Genomic DNA, 17,291 nt, shown 5'->3' on the forward strand with positions numbered 1-17,291 from the left:
ACAATCAAGAACGTTAGAACATTTTACTACTTGTTTCACAACTACATAATAATTTTAACTGTGCATCGCATTATGAGTTCACGTTGAAAGGGTGGTTTATCGATGAAAATTACACCCACGATTAGAGCAGAATTGGAACATTTTCTACAACAAGAAAACTTAACATTATCGCAATTTGGACAAATTACAGGGATGAATAGGGGAATAATAAGTAGCATTGTAACAGGTAATAAATCCATGTCTATTAACCAGCTCGACCGAATTACTGAAGCTATGGGTTTACCAGAAGGCCACTTTTACGACTTGTTTATAGAAAACTACATCATAGACACTCCCCCGAATATGAGACGGATCGAGCCATTTTTATTTCGCTGTGCGGAGTTGGACAAGTTAGATGCAATCCGTCGAGTGGTGGGAGCCATCATGGACAATCTGCTGTATTCACCCAAGCTATTTGAAATTGCAGAAGAATTATTGTCGCAGGGGCGACATGAGGCTGCATTGATACTCTATGAGGGGGTAGCTGAAGCGGAGAGATATCAACATTCGGAACGTTTGGCAGTCTGTCAATATCGCATATTCACGATTCAAATCGGAGACGATCAAAGCCGTAATATCAGGGCAGCAGCAGTGTTTGAGGCTTTTGTTGAGCGCCTTGATGAAATAGATCAACTTGACGCATTGAAGGATTTAGCCAACGTGTATAGGTCTTTGCGTAAATGGGATAAGGTTGATGAAATAGCGAGAAAAATGAAGCAGAAAGCAAAAACTCAATATTTGTTAAAACATCAACATAAGAATCGAGAGTGTGACGAGTATAAGAAGTTGAGTCGCCCTTTGTTTGTATACATTTCCTATGCTGACCTGCTGTGTGCAGGTGTCTACGAAGCCCAAGGCGATTACAACCAAGCCCTACAATATACATACGCCTATGCTGATTTAGATTGGGTTAAAGAGACAGACGAAGATACCAAACACTGGATCAGCTTGTTTCAACATTGGGCGCAAGCTAACGTTATTGTGAACAAGCTTTTATCTGGGGATATGAAGGTCTTAAATGATTATGTAGAATATATTGCTGCATCGTCAGATACAACTGACCAAGATAGGGTTACCCAACTGCTGAACATTATGATGACGGCAAACCGATACCAGATAGACGTAAATGATATACTTCAGCGTTTTGAAACGGATGTTAATTCACTTTTGCAATTGCCTCAATTTAATGATGTATATACTCAACATGTGATTCCAGAACAATTTGCACGTTTGGGATACGAATTGGCTTATTATTATTTGCATCAAGGTACATACGACGATGGCTTTAAATACTTGATGTATTCACTGGTAAGTTATCATAGACTAAACAATGAGACTTATTTCATAAAATGTTTGGTGTTGTTTGAGCGTTATCGAGTTTATGCAGTATCCGAAACCAAGGCAGCATATTTAGAATTTATTGAAAGGGTGTGGATAGCTGATGTTAAGAAAAATGGCGCTATTGATCGTCGCAACTAGTTTTCTGTTTATCGTGACGTTACCTGTTCAGACTGATGGTCAACACCAGAATATCGTGCTTTATGATCAACATGGGGGAGCTTAATAAAACTTATTGAAAAGGTGTGGTTAAACAATGTTGAAGAAAACGGTAATGTTGATCATTGCGAGTAGTTTTTTGTTTACCTTAGCTGTCCCTATTTATGTGGATGGTCATATTGGAGGATTTCAAGTCTTTGCAACACATGGAGGAGCATAGCAATAAATCTAAATGTTCCAACTATATTTCTAACTTTTTGATTAGTGCTAAATTAATTACACTTAATCACGGTGTAGAGGTTTAGTGATAAAAAAAGGGAAACCCTCATTAATCTTGAGAGTTCCCCTTTGATTTTACTGTTTTACTGGTGTTGCTGCTACTGACGTATCCAATAATCGGATACCTTTATGGACTAGAATTTCGATTAACTTCAATTCTTTATCGGTTGGTGTAACTTCCAGCCTATTCAACAATCCATCAACTGTTTCAACGGCTACCTTTTCCTTTTGTTCAAAAGTTAAAGTATCATTGGAATAATTATGTACATATTCAATTACTTCACTTGCCACATCTAAAACAAAATTAGCTTTGCCTTTATGCTGTTCAGCAATTGGAAGAACCTCTAAAATCAAATTGCCTACATCGACACTCCCAAGAATACTATCCGTATCACTCAGATTAACACCTCTTTTTTTAAACCAAGCAATAACCAATACGCCTAATAGCACAAACAACACTGTTCCACCAATAATATAGATATCATTCACTTTAAATTTCTCCTTGTTATAAGAATAAAAAGAGAGGAACCTTTATCCCTCTCTGTTTAAAGCTATTATTTATAATCTGCGACATACTGTTCAGTATTATATGCTCGTGATCTTCCTGCTGAAACATTCTCTGTACGAAGCGTTCTTTTCTTACTCCAAGTCGTTCCTTCTTTTGGATTTTTAAGAGGAGCTATCTTCTTTGTTTTTAGTGTTTCTATCTTACCGGGATCATACCACATATTTTTTATTTTCATTAGTAGTTCTTCACTTTTATTGGCCCATTCATCTCCTAGTATTAAAAGAGCTAGTTGTTCAATGGTTGGATTGCCAATTCCTCTGACTTCGAAATACTTGTGCAACTTTTTAAGAAATTTATTATAATCTGTTGCTTCTGGCATAGGTGGGAATATTATTAATCCAACCATTGATCTAATCTCATGCTTTAGTGTATGTTCGTCAGCTTTATTTTGTAGCAACGCAATGCCAGAACTGACATCAACCGCCCCTTTAAGAACATTGAATCTAATAATACATCTCGAACCAACATGTAGTGTTCTTCCAGTTATCCTATTATGTAATACAAAGTTGTGTTTTAAATTGGGGGTATGACATAATTGACATCTATTACTGAAGTTATCCGAAGTTGCGTCTATAACATCAATAATATCGAACTCTTTTTTTGCTTCATCAAAATTGTTAACAGAACATTCTTCTAGCATGTTTCTTACAATTAGGGGACTGGGGGTCGAATTCTCCATCTTAGGATCATACTTAATTACAATACGGTTCCTATTTGTAAAATTCTTCAGTTTCAATCACTCTCCATACTATATTTAGATGACAAACATCTTGCTAACTCCATATATAGTATAGACCAGAATTTTCCGACTGTAAACGACAAATTAAGATATTTTATGTCGATTAATGTCGAAATGTAGATTATTTAAAGAATCCTTTGCGATACATCACAGTAATTAGCCGATAAAAGTCATAACTACCGCCAGAAGTTGTATCTACAGCGCCAGCATTCTTTGCAGCTACACATGCCTCCATTGCCCATTCTGGAATCTTATCCATAGACAACTTGGAGGTCAATTGTTTTACTTGTTCTTGCAATGCTTGAAAGTCTGCTTGTTCTTGGATTGTCATAGGTTGATCTCCCTTGCTAATATTTTTATTTTGACCCTTCAATCTATTCAGTTCTTCCTGTATCTGAGGTAGAAAGTTCTTTTTAGCTGCTGCTACTGTATTCCCATCTCCCCAGAAATCCGTACCCGGGCATGTCTTACTTGATTTGCCGGGAGTGAAATCCCTCAAACGTATACCTGTCCTAGTAAACCAACTATGGTAAATAATATGATCAGTATTAATAGGAAGGTTAAATCTCTCAGCTAAACAGGCGTAGAGGTGAATAATCGTCTTTTTCTGTTCGTCTGTGATTTTATCTCCACCAGAATCGAAGTTTCCAACATGTTCGATGCAGATACATTTATTATTAAACCCCCTGATTCCAGCAGGAATTCTATTTAAGGGTCTATCAAGACTAATTGCAATTTGTCCATTTTCTAAAGTAGTGATATTTTGTCCAGTAGCAGCCCAACCTTCGGACAGATGATAATTTCTCATTCCCTCTAAACATTTAAAAGTGTCTTGTTGAGCAATTCCATTTACCATTTTCCTTGTAGAATAATTGGGTGAAGCAGTGTGATGAACTTGTAAAAATTGAATAGGGCGAGTAACGACTTGTTTCTTTAGCCACTCACGGAACTCATTTCGTTCCATAAGCAAGAAATTGCCTTGTTGAATCATTTTGGATCAATCCTCCTTGTCGTCTTTTAATGCTTCATTTTCTTTTCCTTTTAGAATACGAATAGCTTGCTTAATCTGCGGTGGTAGATACCATCCCATTCTTCCGTAATTTTCAACTAAGCTAATTAATTCGTTACCTATATAGAAATATGTCACACTGGTCATTAAGCTTAATGCACCTGTTAAGCCGAGCATTATATCTACGCGGTAGAGTAGGGCAATAGTGAGAAACATAAAAACCTTTTTGAAGATTCCCCAGAATCCTTTACTAGAATTCCATCCTTTATCCTTATCATTTGGATTTCTCCTACCTTCAACATACGCTGCTGCTAAACCAGACAAATAATCCAAAAATACTAGAAACGTAAGTACAGTCAAAGCTTCGCTCCAGCCACCAAATAAAAATGTTAGAATAGAGCCACCTAACGTATAAAATAAAAACTTACCAACAGATTCAAGCACATAGTTTTCCTCAATTCTTGTAATATAAAAAGACTCCTCATTAGAAGAGTCTTCGTAAAATGTCTCTTTTATAAAATGTACCAATACACACCAGATGAACGTCCCTTGACTATAATAAAGCTGCTTAAGTCGCTTACGTCTCTTTTTCTGATTTGTGCTACAGCATTTAAATCATTGTCTCTCGTCAATCTAGGATATAAGAAGCCGCCTAAGTCTGGTCTACTAATCATTACTTCAGACTCAACGTTGTGAACATTTTTGATATCTACAATTGAATCCAAGTCACTTTTCTGACGAATATCAATTGTCGCATCTAAATATTCACGGTTCTTTACATATAGAGTACCGTCAATATCGTAGAAGTTCTTAACCTCAATCCATGATCCCAAGTCTGGACGTGAAACAATTACATTAGCATCACGATAATCAAAGAAAGGTACTTGAACAAATGAATCTAAGTCACTATCTCCAATAGCTCTGATAACAACACTACTACCCAAGTCTGGTTTATTTACAATCAAGCTACTTTCAATATCTGAAAATCTTACGCCTTGAATCAATACAGTAGATTCTAAATCGCTGTTAACATGCTTATATTTAGATACAGTTAAACTTGCATTCATTTCTGGTCGTGATACATAAATTAAGCTATCAATTGTAGATTCTCGCCTGTATGTTACTGTTAGCTCACTTTTAAGGCTCATCTTAGGATCAGTTGTTAATCTTGCTCCCAAATCAGGTCTGGATATCATCACCGATGAGTCGGGTGCAGATGTTCCAAAGTTAGCAACACTAATAGATGCAGATAGGTCATCGTCTTTACGATACACAACCTTCAAGGAGCTGTTTATGTCTGGTCTGGAGATTGCCAAGGTTGAATTCGTATCATGCTGCATAAAGTCTTTATACTTATGGACATACAAAGAAGCAGGGAGATAATTAAATCCAAAATTACTTTTAACCGTAAGACTACCTGTTACTTCTTTTCTACCAGCACCATAAACGAATAGAGTAGAATTTAGATCTCCTCGTCCAAAACTGTAGTTCTGTGACGTAATATATTTAAGCTGAAGAACAGGGGGCTTAAGCGATTCTCTTGTATTAAAATAAGTTGGGTGTGAACTTTCCGATTTAATAATCAATCCATAGTTGATTAGCGATTCATCCTGCCAACGCTTAACCAAGTCAAACACATCGAATTCAATGTACTTACTCGTTCTGTTGACTGTGTAGGAATCCAATAATAGCTCAGTTCCATAAGGCTTGTTGGCATATGTTATACCATACTCACGCCAAAGCGTATTCGGCTGATACACTTTAATATTTGTATCATCCGTAAAACTTCCGCTATAGTAGAGACGTAATTTAGCTTCTTCGAGTTTGTTTAGATCTGGTACAACAACTTTCAAATCACCAAAGTTTACAAATGACTCGAACTGTTCTGTGTCCGACTGTCCGATCATCATAGACTGTGTATCGCCATAGTTGACTGTTTGCAAGTCTAAACGACTACGTGTTGTAGCATCTTCGATAGGATGCAGATCTTTGGTGACTCTAGGAGCTTCCATTAATTCAAACTTACCTAGTAGTCGATTGTGAGGTCTGACTTCTAGTGTTCCAGCTAGATAGTTGACAGAGGTTGATTCTAATACTGAATTGATTTCAGCATTACCTCTATATTTGATATCTAATTGGCTACTAACGTCTGCTGATCTCTGAACACGTATGGTAATCGTTGTATCTACAGTTGTTTCTCTGCGATAAGCAACCAACATTTCAGAATTTACTTCATTTGTTTCTTGCCGATAGAGTACAAATTTACCCTCCATACGATTGGAGGGCGATTTTATTAAAATTTCACCGCCTAAATCATTGTATACATCCAATTGCTCACTTCCTAACATCACATTGTATTGTGATTTTAAACTGTTGCTTTGTTTGAATTGATCTTGAGTTCAAATATACCGTTGGGTACTGGTTTGGCTTCTATGTCCGCAACAATCCTAACGTAGAATTCCTGTGTTTCTAATGATTTGGTGAGTCCATATGTAATATAATCCGTTGCCAAAAATGGAGCCTGAGTACGAGACAATTCTATGGTTACACCTTCGGGCAATTTCTCTTTGTTTACTTCCAACAATAGATTATCAATTGGGTATCCTAATTGATTTTTGATTACAACTTTCTGATCTAATGTAGTCTGACCAGCAAAGATCATGCCAAAATCTAAGTACTTAAGGATTCCACCAAATGTGTCAGATAGATATTCACCAGACTCATCCATAAACATCAGCCCTGTATACGTTCCAGCAAAGGTCGTTTGCCAGTAGTCTGTATTGCCCCAATAATCTTTAAACTCCACACGTAGTTTATTGTCTTTATCAAAATGCATATCTCGTTCAGATATATTGAGATTGATATCAACAGGGGAAGGAGCTAAACGAGTAAATGAACCATCATTCGGGAAGTAGGGGAGATCGTTCAGTAATACACGGTATTGTACTTTACCCTTATCTTCGTCATTAATTTGTCCAAGAATCTTACCGCTGTTAAACGAAATTTGAATTGTAGCTTCAGTATTAAGTACATAAAAAGATAGGTTCTGAAATTTGGTGTTATCTACATTTGATTTAATAACTAGTTGAGTGGCATCAATTTTAGTGGCATTTAATGACTCTTGCTTTCTGTCTTCTATGTAATATCCAAATCTAACTTTGTCACCTTGATTCTTAAAATTGCTTTCATTCAGCTTAGATATCTCTTTGTAGGACATTGCTTGCTTTCTAATTGTGTTCAGATCATCAACAATTACTTCTATCCATTTTCCATAACGATACACTTTCCATGTCAAACCAGAATCAAATGACAGCAAAAACTTTGCATTGTTACTAGCAGTCTTGATTACAGTAATCGCCTGAAGAGATCCGGGCAGAGTGAAATCGTTAGATTGCTTCACGAACTGATTGACTGGTAAAGCACTAAGCGAAAGATTAGGTGGGTTATTTGATTCATCTGTCCACGTTACAACTTCAAAATTATTTTGGATATCATCTAATGGGGAATAATTAATATCATACTCTAAAGTGGCTGCTGTTTTAGTTAATTCATCGGTGTAGTAGAGAACATCAACGTTATCACCAAGTTCATCACATAGAATGAAAGATTCAGTTTCTAGTGAGATGGACGATTCGGTCTGTTGTGAGTCATCTGTGTATTCAACAACATTAATCTCTTTATCTTGCCATTCCTCAGCAAAAGTAAATGGAGTAGTCTCAACAATGAATTGAGTAGATGTTGTAGAAGGATCGTCAGAGTAATAGCATAGTTCAACATCTCCTTGTAGTTGTTGCCAAGCTGATTCAGGAATAATTGATAAATCAATCATGCCTTTGGATATATAATCACTTTCCGATGGAGATGTTCCAGAAATACCAGCTTCAATAAAGTTAGCACCATCATAGATTTTATATTTGCTGTCATTGTAAATTATGCATCGCTTATCAAATACAACACCAAACATTTCAATCTCATAAATAAACAAATAATAAGCATGCCCATTGTTTTGAGTTACATTTACTCGGTAACTTGTAAATCGTTTATCATTGGAGATTAAATACTCCCTCGTTGTGACTGATCCCCATCCAGCCGAAGCCCAATCAGTCTGATTGATTTGTGTATCTAGCACAGTCCAATTAGTACCATCATTTGATCCTTCGAACGTCCAAGTTTTTGGAGCCAATCTACCGTCTTCGCCCCCAGCTTTAATAGTATACTTTTTTATTATCTGCGAAGATGGAAATTCATAATATATTCTTGCACTAATTACACCTCTAGAAGTAGACCAGTAGGTATTGGCTTTTCCATCAAATGCACACCACCCATCTGTAGAAGTGTTCTCAACAGAAGTGGCACTCACTTTTCCGCTTGGAGCGGTATTTGAGGTCATAGCTGGAATCATATTCTTTAAGTACATAGGTTTCCTCCTTTCTGTTACGTGATGGACACATTTTTAATAGGATTTTTTTCGCTAATGGAATGCTTAAAAACCTTTCCTGAGCCAACTGAACTATTATTCGTTGTTTTTATAAGGATGTGACTATGCTTTTTTTCTAAGTCAATCTCATCTTCCTTGACGAAACCATAAGTCGAATAATCGTTTTCTTCAAGGGTCGGAGCAATGATTACTGGAGTGTAATCGTAGAATTGTACTGCATTAAATTGAATCCAATCGCGAACACTAGTCGCTTTTGTCGTCTCCAGCTTGTAGTAGTAATAGGGTGATGCTTTCGGAACGATGTAAGATTGTACTGTAGTCATATTGACAGGAATGTTACTCCTTGTGTCTAGTGTGACCCACGAAACCCCATCATTTGATGCCATCAATTTAAAATCTATTAATCCAACTAAAAACTCATATCTTTTTACTGTTACGGGTGTGTTAAACTTGTAACCTATATAAGCAGGAGCACCAGTAGAGGGAACGAAATTTGTGGTGTAAGCTGTGCTCTTATCTCCATCAAATGCAAACCAATTAGATGTATATGCACCCGAGCTAATGACAGATCCATTTTCACCAACGGCTGATGTAAGTTTTGGAACTAAGGGCTGCGAAGGAACTGCCCCATAAGCAATCTCATCTTTTAATACCAAAAACTTATCAACTGTTTCCCAAGCATATGGGAGAAATCCAGCAGGTGGCGTAAATTTAAAAGTTGATGCTCCAAAATTAGCGGTCATCACAGTCGCATCAGAAGCACTTTGCCCCGATGAAACGAATGGATAAACTGTTCCCATGCTCAATATGTTAGTATGAGAAAAACCTTGGGAAATACCATTCTTCCAAAATTCCAATGTACCACTATCTAAATCCAAAAGAACAGATATGGTGTCATTTATTGTATAATTGCTGGCATATGAACTTATTTCCGGGAATTTTCTTCCATCAACATAATAACTCCTCACATTTGCACTGTTGGCATCGCTCGCACTTAGGATGGCGGAAGAATTTACAATTCCCAAATTAGGATTACCAAATGTGCCCGAGAAACTTATCTCCCAATACCATTTTCCACTGGTTTTACCTACAGAGCACCTTGCCTTAGCTGAAGAACTTGGCGTAATTGCAGATAAATTTCCATTGGACAAAACTGTACTGAAACCTTTATTAATTGAATCCCAAGTTATCATTGAATTGATTGCCATGATAGCATCCTTTCTAGTTGAATATAATCTTACCTACCCTTTTTTCCCTTAAATCGACTTTATGTTTAAAGACTTTACCCAACCCCAAAACTGCACTCGGACTCTGAATATCCGTGAATCTATTTAAACGACTACTAAGGTTTAATGCACTGTCAAAATTTATTCCGTATTTTTGGAATGAGAATTCATTGTTATGCGTCATTTCAATTAGGGTAGGGATGTTTAATAATTCATACATCTTTAATTCTCCAACACTTGTGTAGTCGGTAGCCCCACCATTTGCTGTCCAATTCAATCTATACATACTAAAAGATTTGATATTATCAATTTCAAATACCTTATCAGTTGTGGGAGTACTCCAAATTTGTTTAGATTGTCTGTCTAATACTTCCCACTTCCCATCAAATCCATTTGTGCTATCATTGGAACCTTCAAATGTCCAATTTTTAGGCAGACGCTTATAGTAGTTATCCAGTGTTCCATTTCGAATGGCATACTTGCCAATAACCTTTGGTGATGTAAACTTATATCCCAACCAACCTACCCCACCAGAACTACTTGTAGAACAGTAGCCTTCATTTTCATCTGTTTGATTGAAAGCAAGATAAGCTTCATTGACCCCCATCGCACCTTTTGAAAAAGCCAATCCAGACGGTGCAGCGTTGTTTGTCATTTTAGGAACGACTGTTTCGTTTGAAACTTTTTTAGGAATAGTAGAGATAAACTTATTATTCGTTTTGAGTATTACCTTAATATATTTGAGACTTCCCCATGCATAATCGCCATTGTATACACCGTTTGTGGTTGTTTGAGTAGTCGTGTAATAATCAGCATCAAAAGTTGTGACTATGTTTCCATCATCAGACGTAAAATTATTGGCTATTGCACAATTAATAAAGTCCCTAACAGCTGTATCTTTACTTAAAAAAATGGGCAGAAAAGAACAATTAATATACTCCAGTTTTTTTACTGTTGCACCAGCAGAATTACCAGCAAAAATAGGGTACGTTGTAGGAGAGTGAGGCTTGTTATCCCATACGCAATTTCTAAACGAGAGATTAATGACTGAGCCATCAAAGAAATACTCATATGGTCTGCCATCATTACCCGGAGAAGGTCTCTGTATGATAAGTCCGATAAATGTATTAGTCTTATTCATTATGAACCCCCCAGCAGTGACATTTGTCAAACTGAGGATGACACGTTTAGTCTTATCTCTAAGTGTAATTGTCGCTATAGTGATCTCGTAATTAGCATTAAGCACTGATGTAAGTCTTGGCTCTGTATATGTTCCTTCTTTAACAATATAGATTAACGTTTTATCAGTAGTAACTGAAGCAACTGCTTTAGATATTGTTTTAATTGGGGAAGTAGCAGATCCAGTATTTGTATCCAAACCCGATGTGCCATCGACATACAGAACTTTTGCGAATGAATCAATAAATCCACCAAAACTAGCCATATTTATTCACCATCCTTTCAATAAAATCGTTATTTTATAATGATGCCTGTAATGTCGAAATATTTCTTCAGGTCTAAAGTCGACTTAAAAACTTTACCCGAACCCAAAATTCCATTGTCCGTCATAGGCTGATCAATTGTTTTAACAGTCCGATTTAATACACTTAAATCATCCATCCCTTTTGTTACAAAGTTATCTTTAGAAGGAGAGGATGTAGTTACTGTTTGCCACGCTCCATTTAAATAGGTCTTATATGTTCCGTTGTCATTAATTAAATGTTTTTGCATTACGTAAAATCCTCCTAACTTTGGACACTTGATAGAGAGTCAACTTTCCTCCAAATAGACTTATCAATTGTTGTTTTATATAGATTCCCATCTTCAGTCCAAGTTGGGTCTGTGAAATAATCTAGCGTGTAATTACGTTTCATTTCTAAGTAATCATCAGATGTATTTAGATAGTCATTGGTATAGCAATCATCATTAAACTCATCGACGGTGAAGTTTAGGTTTTCGGTAGGCGAACTGAATAGCTCAATTTTTATTCGTGCATATGTATTTGTAGGCGATTGGATAGAACCATCAGTACCAACTTCAACATAGGGAGACCATTCGATACCATCAGCAGATGATTGAGTAGAAATTTTAAATGTTGAAGTTGTTCCGTTAACAATTGTATTCTTTACAACCTTTTCAAAGGCTTTGATTTTGTCGGCAATGTAAATCATTTCAGATTGCCAAGAACCACTTGAAGCATAAACTATCTTGCCCGTATCACTTTTCTGTAGTTCTATTAGCTGAAGCTTACCGTCCTTATAGATTATGTTTTCGTATTTACCTTTGGATAAATCTATAGGTATGCCAATCTCACTTATAGTCATTATCTCAGCTCCCAATTCAAATTATTGCTCATATTTGCAAGTAGGGGAGCATGTAATTCTTCCGATATGAGTCCATTGTTACGGATAATTAATTTCCCAGCTAAATCCTTATCAGAAGTGACCTTGATTTGAAAATATATAGCATCTCGAAAAGGAATGGAGCAGATGCATTGAAAATTTATGTTTACGCCTTCTAATTGCATTTGCTTTTTGTAGCCGATGTTATATTGCTCCACTCGACTATTGAATCTTCCGTATTCTTCTCTCGTATGTAAATTAGCATCGCTTGAAGCGTGTTTGTATTGAATGATGTCGTTATACAGGAATGTTCGCCCTGTTAACGGATATTCATTTTCTTCTGTCTTGTAAGAAATCATAAAGCGATGTCCGTTAACATTAAAAATGCCATTAGCTACATCGAAGTAGATTTGTGATCCTTCGCCAATGTAACCAAAGGCAAGTAATTTATCTTTCTCGATAGAGGCAAATTCATTATGTTTGTTGTTGCGTGTATCAAATTCAAAAAGAGATGTAGAATCCCAGTAGTCTGCAACCCAGATAAAATTTTGATAGGGAATGGGTGAACGACTATATTGCATATTACCTAGAATCATTTGTAACCTCCCTAAAAATAGAAATAGACAGGGATAATCTCCCTGTCTCGATAACTGATATTAATTTACAGTATTTTACACATATCTGTATGAGACACGCAGCTTAAAATTCTGTTTGCCGCTTGAGGCATCCAATGGCACTGCACATTGTAACGTAACTGTTACATAGTTACCTGCTGCATCCACTGGTGTGCCGTTATTAGCTACACCTAGAATTTCTTTGGCTCCCGGCTTGAATGGTGTCTCATAAACTGTACCATCCCAATTTTTTGTTGTGCTTCCAGTTGTACCGATTGGCTTAGAAGCAATTTTACCAATCTTAGAGCTGTCTTGATCAAGGTCAGTCTCCTGTAGAGTATCTACTTGAGCATGAAACCAACTGTTTTTTACCACTTCCACAACATTGCCTACTGTATCACCTGTACCGCCTGTCATGTCACGAGTGGTTATTGTGCAGTCTTCCATTTTTGCTACGTCTGTTTTGCCTGTGCCTTTTGTGGCATCATATCTGTTGTTCCAAATATTAAAAGTAAAAGGTGAAGATTTAGTATCCGCATCAATAACACCGAAATCTTGTGTAATTATTTCAGTTGCATGCGTAGAATTTCGCCATTCAATTATTGGTTGAAGACCCATATGTATCACTCCTAAGTTCTAACTGTTATTGTTACTGTTAAATTCTGGATATTAATTCCATTCTTAATTGTGTTAACTCTAAAAATATCTCCTGCGTTAACGGTCTTTGTTTTGATTTCTAATGTCTTGTCATCGAAATGCTTTAGTGCTTCAAAGTGAATCTTTTTATTCAAGATGCTAGTCCATGTATTTAAATCTCTTGATTTTTCTATGTCCAATTCTGTTTCTGTATCTCCATATGTACCTAAGTAAGCCTTGATTTCTACGATCTCACCATTGAAAGGAAAGGCTGCTAATCCAAATGGTTCTACAAACACATAAGAGTCTTTGCATAACACAATAACTCGATCTTGTACTTCTAATGGAATATCATTTACTTTTTCAAGCAACGCTACCGTCATTAGCCCATCTTTATCCTTGCTAACTGGCTGGAGATTGTCCCCAAACAAATCAATTGGAATCCAGCGATTACCATCATAACGATATCGAATACCATCTTTTGTAGTTTGAACTGTCCAGCCAAGTTCGGGATGAGGATAGGTGGCAGTCAATTCTTGCATATCCCTCACGTAAGGCTTGAAAGCAAGCTTTGTTGTTTTATATGCCTCTAGTGCATTGTTAGCTGCACTATTAGCTAAATCTGCTGCTTGATTGGCATTATCTGCTGCTTTTTCTGCTGTACTTGTAGCAACTTGAGATTGTCTAATAATCTCTTCAAGCCTGCCAATTGCCAATTGAGTGTCGTTTAGCCGTTGATATGCTTCATCTACTATATCTTGCAGGGTTTTTACGATGTCGGGATGACGTTGTACCATTGCATAGATACGTGATGCAGGTTGCATGACTAAGCCTTTACCCATATAGCGACAAAGTTTAGTTGTACCTTCTAGGGAGGGATGGACTTGGATAGCTCCAGTTTGATATTGGACAAGAAACTCATTTTCGTTTAGATAGGGTCGATTTTCAAATACTTGTTGACTAATTTCAGTCATACCTGCAATTGATACACCGTGAGCAGAAGAAGGGAGTTCAAGCAAAGTTATTAAACCATTCAATACTACAAGTGAATCAGCACGAGATTTATACGGATCTTCGGGTGTCCCTTTGCGTGTAATCATTATTACGGGGTCATTTAACTCTAAATATGTATGTAGTTCTGGCAATATTTCACCTCCTAACTTGATATATTTATCTTTTCATTTCCAGTTTCGATAGTGGTATCTGTGTCCAGCATAGTTTTCACAGGTGAACCAATCATTGCAACAGCTTTACCATTATAGAAAACCTTAGCGCTACCTCCTGAAACTTCACCTTCACCAGAGCCGCTTTTACCGGGAGAAACTGATTTAATGCTACCTCTGGGAGCTGATGGAGTAGGGTTGGCAACCCAATGTTCAGATGTTTTATCACCAACAGTAGCTATGGGTACATTATTTATAAAAATTTTATTGTCAGAGGAAACTACGCCTTCGACATCTGCATCGGTTGAACCATGACCTGTATACCACCTTGTTTCTTTACCGCCATCACCATCGCTATGTCTTTCACTCCATTCATAGGAGAATTTTACATAATCATTTTTGGTAGATAATTTTATTGTTGAACCATTCAATGCTACTCCAGCCATATATCACACTCCTAAATGCGTTTATATTGATATCTCCATTTAATATCTGCGTCTCCATCGACTTTGAATACATTTTTCCCAACAGGCAGGTTTAAATAGTTGTCGTTGAAATCTTTGTATCTATACGTAACAGCAAGTGTGGTTTCAATATCTTGGCGTTCATTGTTTACATACACTGTTTCCCCATCGACAAGCCCAGTAAACTTGAATTGTTCGTTATGATGAGATGTATTAGTCATGGTAAAATCACCGCTACCAACTTTTGTGATCCATATTTCAGGTTGGCAGGGGAGGTCACCTTTGTTGTGAAACACAAGTACTGGTTGAAAATGTAAGGTTATATTTGGATCAAAGAAGGGGCGAATAGAATAATCTGTGGTTTGAATAATTACACGAATACTTAATTTCGTATTGTAGAGAGGAGTGTCTTCATTTATTTCTGGTATCTCTCCACCGTTAACACAGTTGCGCCATTCAGACCAATTGTATCCATCATCTGATTTGCGAGACTGAACAACTATTATTGAGCCTTCTGGCATGACTTGGTTCCAGCTAATTTTGCTTAAGGCACCGTCTGTAACAACAGGAATAGTGACGGTAGGATATGTATAAATGCCATTTTTATTTGTGAGTGAATTCCAAGTAGCCATAGTTATTCAATCTTCCCGTAGGGTCTAAAGTTAGATGCTACTCCAGCTTCTTTCCACTTCAGCCTCTTATAGCTTACCCAAGAAGCATTTTTATCGTATATTGTTTGACCATCTGCTAATCCCCACGTAGGTTCAACGTCACCTGATTCACCAGCTTGGAGACATACATAAAATCGACCATTGTCAATGACAGGAAGAACGATATCATCTTTTTTATATTGAGTGGTTGCTTGCCAAGTATTACTGCCACGAACATCGCCAAATTCTATTTCTACTGACACTGGAAAGACTGGCTCAGCTAAGCCTGAGTATCCTGTTTGAATACATTTATAAATATGTCCGTTATCTACAGTAGGGACAATTAAATCGCCATTGGTATATTGTTTGAGTTTTTGCCACGTTGGGGCGCTCGTACCAGTTCGAGTATTTACCCATCCGATATAGTCGCCAGATTTAGGCGTTTTCTTGTAGAATCGCTTTGCAATTGGATATGCCCCAGATAAGGGAAGGGAATCAACATAATCATCGCTATCATCATCTAATTTTTGAAAGTTGTCAGCTAATTCGTTTAAAGTATTCTCGATATCATCTGTAGCAAAGTTAGGTTTTTTAAGTCCTAATTTTGTTGTCGTTGTCGACATGGACATTCTCCTTTCCTATTTAGTTTGAAATTTCATACCACTTCTTCCCACGAAATTCAATCCACATTGTTTTATTAGGGTTTAAAGTAAGTTTGCCGTTCTCAATGTTAACCTTGTGTTTATCTCCACTTGTATCGTTTACCAACACATCAAAAGGTTGATAACGCCACTTGTATACTGGTGGATTATAAATAGAAGAGTAAGCGTAGGGAGCATCGCATCTAAAAGTAAGAGTGACATATCCTTGTCGCGCACAATTATGAACCAGATTTATATCGTCCACACAAAGAGCATAATATATTTTTTCTGGATCATCAGAGAAGAAGAGAGGTTGGTAATAAGATTGTTCAGTTAGCCACTTAGCAACTTCTCTAATTTTTACATCGTCCCAAGTATCCTCAAAAGCAAAGGATACGTTAAACTTAAGTGGTTCTTTTTTTGTGCTTTGAAAGTATGGTTTATCTCGACCTTTAATGGACACTTCATTAATGGATCGTGAAGCTGCGAATATTTCTTCTTGCATTCCAGACGACATATTCACGTTTACGATTCCATAGAAATCAGATTGGATGCCAGCATAAGAAAAGAAGAGGGAGTCACGAATTGTAATATTGATCACCTCCATAATTAAATTGGGCATAATAAAAAAGCCTTTGTTTATGAGGCTTTTAATAGGGGAGAAACACTATAAAATTGGGATTTTACGGACTATCCTCGTCTAAAAATGATGAGTTATTGAGGGATATTTCAATTTGAAATAAGCCTATCTAATTCTCACTGCAAAGTATTCGGAAACATGTTTCCCATATCCAATAAGCATCTTACCTAGAAAACTTTTTACGACTTCCTTTGTTTTTTTACTCAATCCAGTTTGAGTCTTTGGGATGGGCATAGATTTTATTTCCACTTTATCTCGTATTGTAAATACTCCAAAAGGGTGATAAAATATTGCCAAGAAGTATATACTAAAAAAGAGCAGAGATGTTGAGGCATCTCTACTCTAC

Annotated in this window: 19 protein-coding genes; 2 read left to right on the plus strand and 17 right to left on the minus strand. The window is 36.8% G+C overall.

Annotated elements, in window-relative coordinates; all coding sequences use genetic code 11:
- The first annotated feature begins 102 nt into the window (after nucleotides 1–102).
- Together G7035_RS19670 and G7035_RS27710 are read left to right on the plus strand one after the other, a co-directional pair.
- The gene (locus tag G7035_RS19670; protein WP_115293071.1) at nucleotides 103–1,518 is read left to right on the plus strand and encodes a helix-turn-helix domain-containing protein; all 1,416 of its coding nucleotides are present in this window, start codon (nucleotides 103–105) and stop codon (nucleotides 1,516–1,518) included.
- 115 nt (nucleotides 1,519–1,633) lie between these two features.
- Nucleotides 1,634–1,756, plus strand: coding sequence for a hypothetical protein (locus tag G7035_RS27710; protein WP_019687782.1), 123 nt, complete (start codon nucleotides 1,634–1,636; stop codon nucleotides 1,754–1,756).
- Nucleotides 1,757–1,890: 134 nt separating this feature from the next.
- Here the strand turns inward: G7035_RS27710 and G7035_RS19675 are convergent, their stop codons facing one another.
- The 17 genes from G7035_RS19675 to G7035_RS19755 form a co-directional block, all read right to left on the minus strand.
- Nucleotides 1,891–2,304 carry a hypothetical protein gene (locus G7035_RS19675; RefSeq protein WP_019687781.1) on the minus strand — a complete coding sequence of 138 codons (414 nt, stop codon included), beginning with the start codon at nucleotides 2,302–2,304 and terminating at the stop codon, nucleotides 1,891–1,893.
- Between the two features lie 65 nt (nucleotides 2,305–2,369).
- Nucleotides 2,370–3,023, minus strand: coding sequence for a hypothetical protein (locus G7035_RS19680; RefSeq protein WP_154654545.1), 654 nt, complete (start codon nucleotides 3,021–3,023; stop codon nucleotides 2,370–2,372).
- Between the two features lie 220 nt (nucleotides 3,024–3,243).
- Complete coding sequence (locus G7035_RS19685; protein ID WP_019687779.1) at nucleotides 3,244–4,113, minus strand: peptidoglycan recognition protein family protein; 870 nt, start codon at nucleotides 4,111–4,113, stop codon at nucleotides 3,244–3,246.
- A gap of 6 nt (nucleotides 4,114–4,119) precedes the next feature.
- Entirely contained in the window at nucleotides 4,120–4,659 is a 540-nt protein-coding gene (locus tag G7035_RS19690; protein WP_019687778.1) for a phage holin family protein, read from the minus strand.
- Complete coding sequence (locus G7035_RS19695) at nucleotides 4,644–6,461, minus strand: DNRLRE domain-containing protein (RefSeq protein ID WP_019687777.1); 1,818 nt, start codon at nucleotides 6,459–6,461, stop codon at nucleotides 4,644–4,646. The genes G7035_RS19690 and G7035_RS19695 overlap by 16 nt, the downstream gene beginning before the upstream one ends.
- Nucleotides 6,462–6,496: 35 nt before the next feature.
- On the minus strand, nucleotides 6,497–8,548 hold the full coding sequence (locus G7035_RS19700) for a discoidin domain-containing protein (protein ID WP_019687776.1): 2,052 nt from the start codon (nucleotides 8,546–8,548) through the stop codon (nucleotides 6,497–6,499).
- A gap of 17 nt (nucleotides 8,549–8,565) precedes the next feature.
- Nucleotides 8,566–9,777: an SPRY domain-containing protein gene (locus G7035_RS19705; RefSeq protein ID WP_019687775.1), complete on the minus strand. Its 1,212-nt coding sequence runs from the start codon at nucleotides 9,775–9,777 to the stop codon at nucleotides 8,566–8,568.
- A gap of 13 nt (nucleotides 9,778–9,790) precedes the next feature.
- Nucleotides 9,791–11,239, minus strand: coding sequence for a hypothetical protein (locus G7035_RS19710; RefSeq protein ID WP_019687774.1), 1,449 nt, complete (start codon nucleotides 11,237–11,239; stop codon nucleotides 9,791–9,793).
- Nucleotides 11,240–11,268: 29 nt separating this feature from the next.
- The gene (locus G7035_RS19715; protein WP_019687773.1) at nucleotides 11,269–11,526 is read right to left on the minus strand and encodes a hypothetical protein; all 258 of its coding nucleotides are present in this window, start codon (nucleotides 11,524–11,526) and stop codon (nucleotides 11,269–11,271) included.
- Nucleotides 11,527–11,540: 14 nt separating this feature from the next.
- On the minus strand, nucleotides 11,541–12,119 hold the full coding sequence (locus tag G7035_RS19720) for a hypothetical protein (protein ID WP_019687772.1): 579 nt from the start codon (nucleotides 12,117–12,119) through the stop codon (nucleotides 11,541–11,543).
- Nucleotides 12,119–12,733 (minus strand): hypothetical protein, encoded by a 615-nt coding sequence (locus G7035_RS19725; RefSeq protein WP_019687771.1) that lies wholly within the window; start codon nucleotides 12,731–12,733, stop codon nucleotides 12,119–12,121. Before G7035_RS19725 ends, G7035_RS19720 begins: the two co-directional genes overlap by 1 nt.
- Nucleotides 12,734–12,808: 75 nt before the next feature.
- Nucleotides 12,809–13,369, minus strand: coding sequence for a hypothetical protein (locus G7035_RS19730; protein ID WP_019687770.1), 561 nt, complete (start codon nucleotides 13,367–13,369; stop codon nucleotides 12,809–12,811).
- A gap of 11 nt (nucleotides 13,370–13,380) precedes the next feature.
- Complete coding sequence (locus G7035_RS19735; protein WP_019687769.1) at nucleotides 13,381–14,532, minus strand: hypothetical protein; 1,152 nt, start codon at nucleotides 14,530–14,532, stop codon at nucleotides 13,381–13,383.
- An 11-nt stretch (nucleotides 14,533–14,543) separates the two neighbouring features.
- Complete coding sequence (locus G7035_RS19740; protein ID WP_019687768.1) at nucleotides 14,544–14,996, minus strand: PAAR domain-containing protein; 453 nt, start codon at nucleotides 14,994–14,996, stop codon at nucleotides 14,544–14,546.
- Nucleotides 14,997–15,007: 11 nt separating this feature from the next.
- Nucleotides 15,008–15,646, minus strand: coding sequence for a phage tail family protein (locus G7035_RS19745; protein WP_019687767.1), 639 nt, complete (start codon nucleotides 15,644–15,646; stop codon nucleotides 15,008–15,010).
- A 2-nt stretch (nucleotides 15,647–15,648) separates the two neighbouring features.
- Complete coding sequence (locus tag G7035_RS19750; protein WP_019687766.1) at nucleotides 15,649–16,287, minus strand: hypothetical protein; 639 nt, start codon at nucleotides 16,285–16,287, stop codon at nucleotides 15,649–15,651.
- 19 nt (nucleotides 16,288–16,306) lie between these two features.
- A complete protein-coding gene (locus G7035_RS19755; protein WP_206704084.1) occupies nucleotides 16,307–16,912 on the minus strand; it encodes a distal tail protein Dit in 606 nt (201 codons plus the stop codon).
- Nucleotides 16,913–17,291: the final 379 nt, after the last annotated feature.

Origin of the sequence: Paenibacillus polymyxa, assembly GCF_015710975.1 — a bacterium.
In the GTDB taxonomy this organism is placed as follows: domain Bacteria; phylum Bacillota; class Bacilli; order Paenibacillales; family Paenibacillaceae; genus Paenibacillus; species Paenibacillus polymyxa.

Excerpts from the sequence above, each read along its gene's own strand:
- G7035_RS19710 (WP_019687774.1), bottom strand. The coding sequence starts at position 11,239 with ATGGCTAGTTTTGGTGGATTTATTGATTCATTCGCAAAAGTTCTGTAT.
- G7035_RS19685 (WP_019687779.1), bottom strand. The coding sequence starts at position 4,113 with ATGATTCAACAAGGCAATTTCTTGCTTATGGAACGAAATGAGTTCCGT.
- G7035_RS19680 (WP_154654545.1), bottom strand. The coding sequence starts at position 3,023 with ATGCTAGAAGAATGTTCTGTTAACAATTTTGATGAAGCAAAAAAAGAG.
- G7035_RS27710 (WP_019687782.1), top strand. The coding sequence starts at position 1,634 with ATGTTGAAGAAAACGGTAATGTTGATCATTGCGAGTAGTTTTTTGTTT.
- G7035_RS19700 (WP_019687776.1), bottom strand. The coding sequence starts at position 8,548 with ATGTACTTAAAGAATATGATTCCAGCTATGACCTCAAATACCGCTCCA.
- G7035_RS19740 (WP_019687768.1), bottom strand. The coding sequence starts at position 14,996 with ATGGCTGGAGTAGCATTGAATGGTTCAACAATAAAATTATCTACCAAA.
- G7035_RS19730 (WP_019687770.1), bottom strand. The coding sequence starts at position 13,369 with ATGGGTCTTCAACCAATAATTGAATGGCGAAATTCTACGCATGCAACT.
- G7035_RS19750 (WP_019687766.1), bottom strand. The coding sequence starts at position 16,287 with ATGTCGACAACGACAACAAAATTAGGACTTAAAAAACCTAACTTTGCT.
- G7035_RS19670 (WP_115293071.1), top strand. The coding sequence starts at position 103 with ATGAAAATTACACCCACGATTAGAGCAGAATTGGAACATTTTCTACAA.
- G7035_RS19720 (WP_019687772.1), bottom strand. The coding sequence starts at position 12,119 with ATGACTATAAGTGAGATTGGCATACCTATAGATTTATCCAAAGGTAAA.
- G7035_RS19715 (WP_019687773.1), bottom strand. The coding sequence starts at position 11,526 with ATGCAAAAACATTTAATTAATGACAACGGAACATATAAGACCTATTTA.
- G7035_RS19755 (WP_206704084.1), bottom strand. The coding sequence starts at position 16,912 with ATGGAGGTGATCAATATTACAATTCGTGACTCCCTCTTCTTTTCTTAT.
- G7035_RS19745 (WP_019687767.1), bottom strand. The coding sequence starts at position 15,646 with ATGGCTACTTGGAATTCACTCACAAATAAAAATGGCATTTATACATAT.
- G7035_RS19705 (WP_019687775.1), bottom strand. The coding sequence starts at position 9,777 with ATGGCAATCAATTCAATGATAACTTGGGATTCAATTAATAAAGGTTTC.
- G7035_RS19725 (WP_019687771.1), bottom strand. The coding sequence starts at position 12,733 with ATGATTCTAGGTAATATGCAATATAGTCGTTCACCCATTCCCTATCAA.